Raw genomic sequence first — 9,913 nt, forward strand, 5'->3', positions numbered from 1 at the left:
TTAAGAAAATGGCTCATCCAAAGCGTTGCCCGAAGGGCAACTTGACGCGAGACAATGAAAAAAGAAGGAATTGCACATCCTGAGTGATGGCAATTCCTTCTTCTCGTTAAATTCAGCTAGTTATGTCCCAGCCTCGTTATCGTTATCCAACATCGCATAATAATCACTCTTATTTTCAACTACACAGTTATCAGAGAAGAATGAAAAAACGCTGTTGACACCTTCTCTAAAATATAGGCTATTCTCCCAAAATTGGTTTAATCCTCATTAGTCTCCGTGCGTTCAAAAACAATCTGTTGTGATTGTTCGTCCCATTTAGCTAATATTTTATCCCCTTTCTCAATAGCCCCTCCTAAAATTTCACGAGCTAATTTCGTTTCTAGCTCACTACGGATTACACGTTTGAGTTCTCGGGCACCAAATTCAGGTTTGTACCCTTCTTCTGTAAAGTGCCGAGCTAAAGTTTGATCGAAAGAAATAGTAATACCCTGTTTCGACACATTCTTCGCGACACGTTGTAGTTGAAGTGATACAATTTCGTTTATTTGATCCTTATTTAAAGCACTAAATACAATAATTTCATCAATCCTGTTTAAAAACTCAGGACGGAAATGACTTGCCAAGACAGTCATAACTTCTTTTTTTACGCCTTCATAATCTTCTTTAGAAGAACTATCGCTGTTTAATCTAGTACGAATAATATCTGACCCTAAATTTGACGTAGCTATAATTATCGTGTTGGTGAAATCTACAACTCTTCCTTTTCCATCAGTAAGTCGTCCATCATCGAAAACTTGAAGTAAGATATTGTACACGTCAGGATGAGCCTTTTCAATTTCGTCTAACAATATCACGCTGTAAGGTGAACGTCGTACTTTTTCGGTGAGCTGACCGCCTTCATCATAACCCACATACCCAGGAGGAGCACCTACAAGACGTGCTACTGCATGCCGCTCTCCATATTCTGACATATCAATTCGTAATAATGCATTTTCATCTCCATAAATAACTTCTGATAAAGCCTTTGCAAGCTCGGTCTTACCTACCCCGGTAGGTCCTAAGAAAAGAAAAGTAGCGACAGGCTTATTTTCTTCGCGTAATCCTGAACGAGACAAACGAACTGCATCTGAAACAGCGTTTACTGCCTCTTCTTGACCTACTAAGCGCTGATGTAGTTGTTCTTCCATGCGTAAAAGTTTGTCTTTTTCTTCTGTTGTTAGTTCGTTCACTGGAATGCCAGTCAAATGCGAAACCACATGAGCAATATGTTCAGGTTTTACCTCTGTACTCCCTGAGCCTTTTTCGGATTCCCAATCTTCTGTTAATTTCTTTAACTCACTTTCTTTTTCTTCAATAACTTTTGTAAGTTCGCTTGCTTTATCATACTGCTTTCTATTTGCAACGTAATCTCGCTCTCTTAGAAGGTGCTGCAATTCAGCTTCGATTTCTTGAATTCCGGCAGGACGTGAAGTGGCAATTAGTTTAACTCTAGCTGCCGCTTGATCAAGAAGGTCAATGGCTTTATCAGGTAAAAAACGAGAAGGAATATATCGATCTGATAACTCTACTGCAGAAATAATAGCTTCTTCGGTTATAGTCACCTTATGATACGCTTCAAAAGTATCGCGCAAACCTCTTAAAATCATAATCGTTTGCTCTGGAGTCGTCTCGTGAATAGTAACCGGTTGAAATCTTCTTTCTAAAGCCGCGTCTTTTTCAATGTACTTTTGGTATTCATTCAGAGTAGTCGCGCCAATGAGATTCAACTCTCCTCTAGCAAGCATTGGTTTGAAAACGTTAGCTATATCTAGACCGCCTTCTTCACCACCTTGTCCAGCGCCTACAATCGTATGGACCTCATCAATGAATATAATTAAATCATCTTTATTTTCCGATATTTCCTTCAACACTTTTTGAACACGTTCTTCAAACTCTCCTCTGTATTTTGATCCAGCAACCATTGCATTAATATCTAACTCCATTAATCGCTTATCCTTTAAACCTTCAGGTACTTCACCGTCAACAATTCGTTGTGCTAACCCTTCTACAATAGCAGTTTTCCCAACCCCTGGATCACCAATCAGTACTGGATTATTTTTTCTACGTCGAGCTAATATCTCTATTGTGGTTTCCACTTCTTCGGCACGACCTATGACCGGATCTAGCTTTCCTTCTTTAGCCATCTTAGTAAGATCGCGCGAAAATTTCTCCAGTTCAGGGGTGTTACTCACATTGGATAGACCTCCTTTGTTTTCACCGTTCCCGACAACCCTACTCACTTGCTGTCTTATAGATTGAGGCGTCAAACCATATTTGCGAAGGATGTTTGCAGCCAGCCCCTCTCCCTCTTCAGATAAACCAATCAAAAAATGTTCGGGACCAACATAAGTGTGTCCTAGATCATTTGAAGCAATAAAAGAACGACTTAAGGCGTCTTTTACTCGCGGTGAAACGCTAATCTCACCTTCATGTAGTTTCTCTCCATGTTTCGCCTCAGCTTGAATTTGTCTTTTCAAATCTTCCACTTTAATTTTGAATTGATTAAATATACTTTGAACAACCTCACTATCTGTCAACGCCAACAATAAGTGCTCTGTATCTATTTCGGGTCTGTTAAATTCAGATGCATATTGTCCCGCTTTTTGAAGCATCTCTTCCGCGTTTTCACTCAATCGGCTAGTTAAAGCACTACCACGCTTTTGCGGTGCCACTTCGCTCGAGGTTTCATCATAAAAATTTTCTTTACTAACTTCTTCATCTACATTAAAAAAAGGTAGTTTGCTCGAAAAAAAGTTATCGAGCATAGTGCCACGTATTCCAAATAACGATTCGATTGGAGAAATGTTTAATCCATTGCGTTGTAAAATTTCTTGATAATGACCTTCACATAACTCCATATTTCGTAACTGACCATTCAAGTTTGCTTGGACTCTGACTGATGCTGGCTTTCCACAAATATCACATGTGTTCGTCGACATCTTCCCTACCTCCTTAATCAATCGAATAGTTTAGTTTATACATTATACATATTTCCCCGAGATTACTTAACGTAAAACATGATATCTATAATAAATAATTGTTTTTAGATCACTCTTAAAAGAAATGCTGACTTTAACATATCTGTGCATAAGATACATTCGTCCTTTAGATGGGCGATTTGTCAAATTAAGCGCAATACTTCCTCGTAAAGGCCCGCTGTGCCGTTTTCCAGTTCAGAACTTTCTCGGCCGCCCGTTGTTCTGGGCGAGTGTGTCCGCGAATTCTTCATGTATCTATATTAATAATTACAGAGAGGAATGCATAAGATGATATAAAGGACCATTGTAGGAGGTATTGCAGTCACCTTACTCAATTATTTTTGTGAGTATTAAAGGACCAGACTATGAAGTCGTGAGTATACAAAAAGAAAATGCAGAAGCCCTAAAAAAGTATATAACGAGATTGAAATAGAGCCATCAAGACTACACGATATAATATTCAGTTGAACGGTCACATCTCAGAACGCTATTATAGAATTGCTCATTAGCTATGCTGCAGACCTCCATACTGATTTCTATCCTTTCTTTTTAAGGAAGACATATTTACTAGTGAAATTGGCTTGGGGACATAATGGAATGGAAGTGAAGGCATCCAAGTTAAACCATCATTATTATGACAGTAGTGCAAAGAAAATTAAAAAGACGCATTCTCATCACTTAGCGGTATCAGATCGTGAAACGTCTAACATATGTATCTTTTATCAAAATGCAATGAACGTATACCCTAAATAGAATGATCATGGAGAAAGGGAAAGTCGACAGTCATAATCACCTTGCAAAAAGAAAGGTGGAGACGCTTCAATCCAAGCGACTCAACAACGATTAGGAATGTCATTATGTGTAGGGAACGACTAAGGAATTGCCGATCGTAAAATCGCATATGAAGGAGAATGGATAGAAAAGATAGATTCTACTATTTAGAGAATGGAAAAGACACCAAACGACTTAAAGCTGAACTGAACCCTGAATGGTGGACACTTGATAAAAGACCCCATTCGGGGTTTTTTGTGTTTAAAGATATCGATATACTGTACCTATTCAATTTAGACGGGAGAACTATTCATGAACAGACGCACCTTCAATCCAGATCAAATCAGACAACTTGAAGCGAATCTTCACGTAGCCTCTGTATCAGATCGTACGATTCAATACAAAGGAGAATTTAAGATTCACGCTGTACGTGAGAATCTAGCTGGTAAGCGACCGATACAAATCTTTGAGGAAAGCGGCTTTGACTTGGACATGATCGGTAAGCAAACGCCGAACGACGACTTGCGAGAGCTGAAGCACGAATCAAGTACCTAACAGCGGAGAATGAATTACTAAAAAAGCTAGAAGCTCTCGAATGAGAGGCGAAGTACCGAAACTAACGGCATCTGAACGCTATCAGGCAATCAATATTGTCTTACGAAAACAATCGTCGAGTCGGTTCGTGACGGATCTATGTATGCTCGCTGAAGTGAGCCGCAGCGGTTATTACGCCTGGCTCGCACGTACAGATAGTGTTTCCCTTCGGGAAGAACGTGACTATGCGGACTACCTCCTTCTAAAACATGTTCATGATCGTCATAAGGGAAAAATCGGCTATCGTGGTCTTTACATGGAGATGCTTGATCTTATCGGGGTGCCGATGAATCATAAACGTATTTTGCGTATCATGGGGAAGTTTGGAATCGTGATGAAAATCCGTAGGCAGAACGCCTACCGTAAAATCGCTAAAGCGACATATGAACATAAGACGGTACCAAATCACTTGAACCGTCGGTTCGATCAGCAGGAGCCTGGTAAAGTATTCGTCACAGACATCACTTATCTCCGTATTGGATCTGGCCAAACTGTTTATCTTTCTTGTGTGAAGGATATCGCTACACATGAAATTATGGCACATCATGTATCTAAAAACCTCCATATGGAACTCGTCCTTCATACAGCGAATAAACTCGCAGAACGACTTCAAGGGAACATACACCCGGAAGCCATGATACATTCTGATCAAGGATTCCATTATACGCATCCTGCTTATCAAACACGCATCCATGAGATGGGAATGCTTCAATCCATGTCTCGTAGAGGAAACTGCCTGGATAATGCCCCGATGGAATCGTTCTTTGGGCACTTGAAAGATTATGTCGAGTATAAATTAGCATCTGACCTCGATGAGGTCTGTGCCATGGTCGATGCTTATATTGATTATTACAATAGCGAACGAAGACAATGGAAACTACAAAAGATGACTCCGGTACAATACCGCAGCCATCTCATAGCAGCTTAAAACGTTAAGGGTGGTTTTATTAAACTGTCCAAACTGTAGGGCTCAGTTCAAATAGAGCGGTATTTTCAATTAGTCTTTATTCAACGTACTGGAAGGAAGGGCAATCGGAAAACCGATTGTAAAAGTAGAACCAATACCGAGTACAGACTCGACATCAATTGTTCCATTATGATACTTGACGATTTCCTTGCAAATCGCAAGCCCTAGACCGGTACCCCCAATTTTTCGTGTTTCTGAATTATCAACACGGTAAAATTTATTAAACAATTTCGGTATTGCATCTTGAGATATACCAATTCCATCGTCTTGAATTCGAATTTTAGCGAAGCCCAAGTCACTCGTAATGTGTATTGATATTGTGCCTCCATTTGGTGAGTATTTGACAGCATTACTCAAAAGATTGTTCAACAATTGTTTTATCTTTTCAGGGTCACCGTTAATCGTGATGGGCTGACTCGGTTCAAAAATTATGTGATGCGTTTCATGGGAGACAGCATAGAACTCAATTAAATCCTGTGCAATTTCGACAATATCGAATGTCATCATTTCGTATCGATATTCGCTTGATTCCATACGCTGCACATCGAGAAAATCATTGACAAGTCTTGTCAAGCGACCTGTTTCTGAGTGAATCGTTTGAAGATACTTCCGTTTTCTATCATCTTCAAAATCCTTGTTGAGCATCAATTCGGTAAAGCCAGAGATAGATGACAAGGGAGTACGGAGCTCGTGTGAAACGGTCGATACGAACTCTTCTTTCATTCGTTCCGCTTCAGTTTCTTTTGTTACATCCCGTAAGACAAGCATCGTACCTTCCCATTTCCCCTCCACTTCGATTTTTTCAACATAAATTTGAATATAACTACTATATCCTCGAATGGAGACAACTAAGCCATCTTTTGGTAGGGTGTGCGCGATAATTTGTTCAATAAAGCAGTTGAATGGGGTCGGTTCATCAATAATAGAGGCGAATGCCTGCATTGCTTGATGAAAAGTAGAACTGTCCTCATCCTTATCATTGATCAAAATTTCGGGAAGTAGTGTCATCAAGGGTTCATTAAATAGTAGCTCATTCGTTTCGTGTTCAAGGTATATGACTGCTTCACGAATCGAGTTCAAAATTTGTGTGGTCTTATTCTTTTCTTTAATCAATTGTTCGTAAATGCCCATTCGCATAAGTGATAAGGATAATTGTTGCGAAAAAGATAGAATGTCATTTATTTGCTCCGTATTAAACGGATCCTTATACCGGACCAAGTAGATACAAGCAATCATCTGTTGACTATTTGGATCAAGAACTGGTACAGCGACCTCATACATATAATAAGGATAAGGTAAAGGATTTTCATGTGTAACTTGCTTCGATGAATTCATTGGTCGCTTTAAAAGACGTACTCTATGGAATAAAGATTGATCACTTGTAATCAATTGTTCGACCATTTCTTCCGACATCCCATAATTAATTTTCGAGCGAACTTCTTGTTGATCGAGGAAGAGTAGAGCACCAATTTCAGACTGTGTAATCGATACCAGTTTCTCAATAATTTCAGGATATGCAGTCAACGTCTCACGAGAAGCCAGTGTTTCGGTAAGTTCATTTCGATATTTAAGGCGTTGTTCATTCTGAAGTGTAAGACCAAATGCTTCTTCAAGTTCTTCTTGTTGCGCCTGTAACTCTTCCTGTTGGGCGATAAGTTCTTCTTGATGAATTTGTAGTTCTTCATTTTTTGTCAACATATGCACTTTATTATCAGCAATTGATTTTGCCATATGGTTAAAAGTATTCGTTAAATTATAAAGTTCATCTTGTCTTTTTGGGAGTGGAATGTTTTGAATATCCTCTCCCTCTGTAAGGAGTGCACTGTCTCGAGATAATACGTTAATCTGCTTCGTCACTCTTTTTATGAACGGTCGTACAAGTGAGACCAAGACAAGAATCAAAACAAGAAGGTTAGAGAGCCAAATGAATTGAGATATGCGCATTTCGTTCAATAAGTCATGTTTTGCATTGGCTTCCTTTTCTTGAATCAAATTTAGAAAGTTATCTAACAAGATATCAATTTGTGTCATTTGAATACGATTAGTAGCTTCACGACTAGAAGCACTTAATGTTCTGTTTATATTGAGAGAACTTTGAGTGTTAGAAAGAGCTGCAAGGATTTCTGAATTGATAAACTTTTCGTCAATCTCACCTTTCCTTTTTTCATCGACATATTCTAAGAGTGATGGTATCGATTGATTAAAATAATCGTTATACAGCTGACGTGTTGCAACTGCATACTCTTTGCCTTGATCGTAAATAGCATTTTTTTCGAACCACTTCGTCAATCGATTGATTTCTTTCTGATTACCTTTCAAGGAATCCAGTGCTTCGTTTGAACCAGTTAATAAATAGGTTTTGGTATTGTTTTGAGCGAAAGACCATTCACTTGCCAAAGCATTTGCGTTTGTTCGACGTTTGTTTAAATCATTAAATGTGGAATTGGCTTGAGTAATCTTTTGCTCTGTATAAAAATAGACAATGCCGGATGTAACGCTTAATACGATGAAGACCATATAAAACGCAAACATCAATTGGCGACTAATGGTATGATTAATCCATTTCACAGATATGTCCTCCATATTTGTTTGATATATAGATAAGCTAATTATTATGAAAAATAATCATTACTTCATTACAATAAACAATAATTTTGTACTTCTTAGTTTGAAGTTAAATTTAAACATAATATTATTCTTATCTATTATACTTATATTTTTAATACATCTAATTGTATGATATACATGTACTAAATTTCTAGTTGATATGTTGTTTAAATTTTATTATTTTTTTTAAGGGTACATAGTGTATATAATTATGACATTACAATTTTAAACGTATTTAACGATGAAAATTAGAGATCCTTTTATTGATCAAAAGGATTTGTTTAGAAAGGGTTTTTTGATGAAAAAATCATCCTTATTAGCTAAAAAACTGAATCAAAAGTTTGAGCAGAGTGAAATTTCTTTTTCCACTACTGTATTGAAACCGAGCGAACCATACGTTTTACTTATCGAAGATCACGCTCGGCGAAATTGTAAGTCTTCACCGACGAAATATAAGGAATTGCACGATGAAGTTGCAACTTCTATTCGCCATTACTATAGAGAGTTGGAGGGTGCAGAAAATACCATATTATTTGAAGAAATATTCATTAGTCCTGCGCTTCTTTACTCTTCTTATCATTATATAGTGACTTTCATATAATTTTTCCATGCCTATAAAACTCGCTTTCGCTTATGAAAGTATTGGAATGGTAAGAAACGTTCAAGAAGATAATACTACACGTAAATTCCCATGATTTAATTACTATTCTTCTAAATATTATTATCTTTATTTTTTCTATACTCCACATATATGTATAGGCATGATATTTGATTCTTTTTCTGTTAGATGATGAGGATTACTAAATCTATAAAATGAACCATAAAATCTAAAGAAATGAGGAGGTAGTCATGGAAGTCAATCATCCAACAAAGCATGCAATATTATTGCTGCTGTTTGCTGCATCTCATCCAACACGTTTAGTGAAAAAAAGTGAGGTTGCACAATTTTATGGAGTTCATGAAAACTCTTTGACGAAAGTTGTTTATGCCTTACAAAAATCTAACTACATTGAGACCAAAAGAGGGAGAAATGGTGGATTAAAATTAGCTAAATCGCCTATAGATATTAATATGGGGGAGATTCTTAATTTGTTTGAAAATGTAGGTGGTTCAAAGAATAAGAAAATAAGTAGTGATGATCAGTTTATAGTCGAACTGTTTTTAGGACGTGCTTATACGATGTTTTCTGAATTTCTCCATTCAATTACGTTGAAAAATATATTAGATAAGCGTGAAAAAATTCTCAGCGAGTAAGTTTGGTTAATTACTATGATTCGAAAAAAATTATACAGTTTATAATAAGTCCTACATACAGCATGATGAAAAGAAAAACTAAGTCGGCACCTATCCCGATGTCAACCTGTCATAATCCTTTTATATTTTCCTTATAACTCAACATTCCTAGTTTGCATAACGTATATAGAATGTATATACAATCTGAAATCATATCATAATGATTTAATTCTTTTTTCATGCAGCGATAAAAGTCCATAAATCAATAGAATAATGGAAAGGATAGTGGACTCATTAATATAACAAGAATAAGGAACATCTATCCATTGATTTATGGAGCGATTGCACGTAAAAGCCTATGGTTGAAGGGGAAAAAATAAATTAAAAAGTTCAACTTTAATTTATGGAATCATTTATACGGAGTAGTTTATAGATAGATTTATGGACAAATTTGTAGATAAAAGAATACACATGGTGTATGATTGTTACATAGAGAAGTAACTGGTGAGCTAAGCACCATAAAAACCTGAAACTATTGCTGGACATAAGAGCCAGTTTGTTGGCGGGCAACGGAAAAACTTAGTAAAATGAGGCTGGGACATAACTAGCTGAATTTAACGAGAAGAAGGAATTGTCATCACTCAGGATGTGCAATTCCTTCTTTTTTCATTGTCTCGCGTCAAGTTGCCCTTCGGGCAACGCTTTGGATGAGCCATTTTCTTAA

3 protein-coding genes and 1 pseudogene are annotated in these 9,913 nt (G+C 37.2%); 2 read left to right on the top strand and 2 right to left on the bottom strand.

All coding sequences use genetic code 11. From position 1 onward, the window contains the following. Positions 1 to 257 precede the first annotated feature (257 nt). Entirely contained in the window at positions 258 to 2,978 is a 2,721-nt protein-coding gene (locus KNQ15_RS16340; RefSeq protein WP_214730095.1) for an ATP-dependent Clp protease ATP-binding subunit, read from the bottom strand. Positions 2,979 to 4,100: 1,122 nt separating this feature from the next. Between KNQ15_RS16340 and KNQ15_RS16345 the strand changes: the two are divergent. Continuing rightward, a pseudogene (locus KNQ15_RS16345) lies at positions 4,101 to 5,310 on the top strand (IS3 family transposase). Between the two features lie 69 nt (positions 5,311 to 5,379). Here KNQ15_RS16345 and KNQ15_RS16350 read toward each other — a convergent pair. Continuing rightward, a complete protein-coding gene (locus KNQ15_RS16350) occupies positions 5,380 to 7,917 on the bottom strand; it encodes an ATP-binding protein (protein ID WP_214730096.1) in 2,538 nt (845 codons plus the stop codon). 888 nt (positions 7,918 to 8,805) lie between these two features. Between KNQ15_RS16350 and KNQ15_RS16355 the strand changes: the two genes are divergently transcribed. After that, positions 8,806 to 9,210: an RrF2 family transcriptional regulator gene (locus tag KNQ15_RS16355; RefSeq protein WP_214730097.1), complete on the top strand. Its 405-nt coding sequence runs from the start codon at positions 8,806 to 8,808 to the stop codon at positions 9,208 to 9,210. The last annotated feature ends 703 nt before the right edge of the window (positions 9,211 to 9,913 follow it).

Source organism: Exiguobacterium sp. s168 (assembly GCF_018619035.1).
GTDB classification, from domain to species: Bacteria; Bacillota; Bacilli; order Exiguobacteriales; family Exiguobacteriaceae; genus Exiguobacterium_A; species Exiguobacterium_A acetylicum.

Excerpts from the sequence above, each read along its gene's own strand:
- KNQ15_RS16340 (WP_214730095.1), bottom strand. The coding sequence starts at position 2,978 with ATGTCGACGAACACATGTGATATTTGTGGAAAGCCAGCATCAGTCAGA.
- KNQ15_RS16355 (WP_214730097.1), top strand. The coding sequence starts at position 8,806 with ATGGAAGTCAATCATCCAACAAAGCATGCAATATTATTGCTGCTGTTT.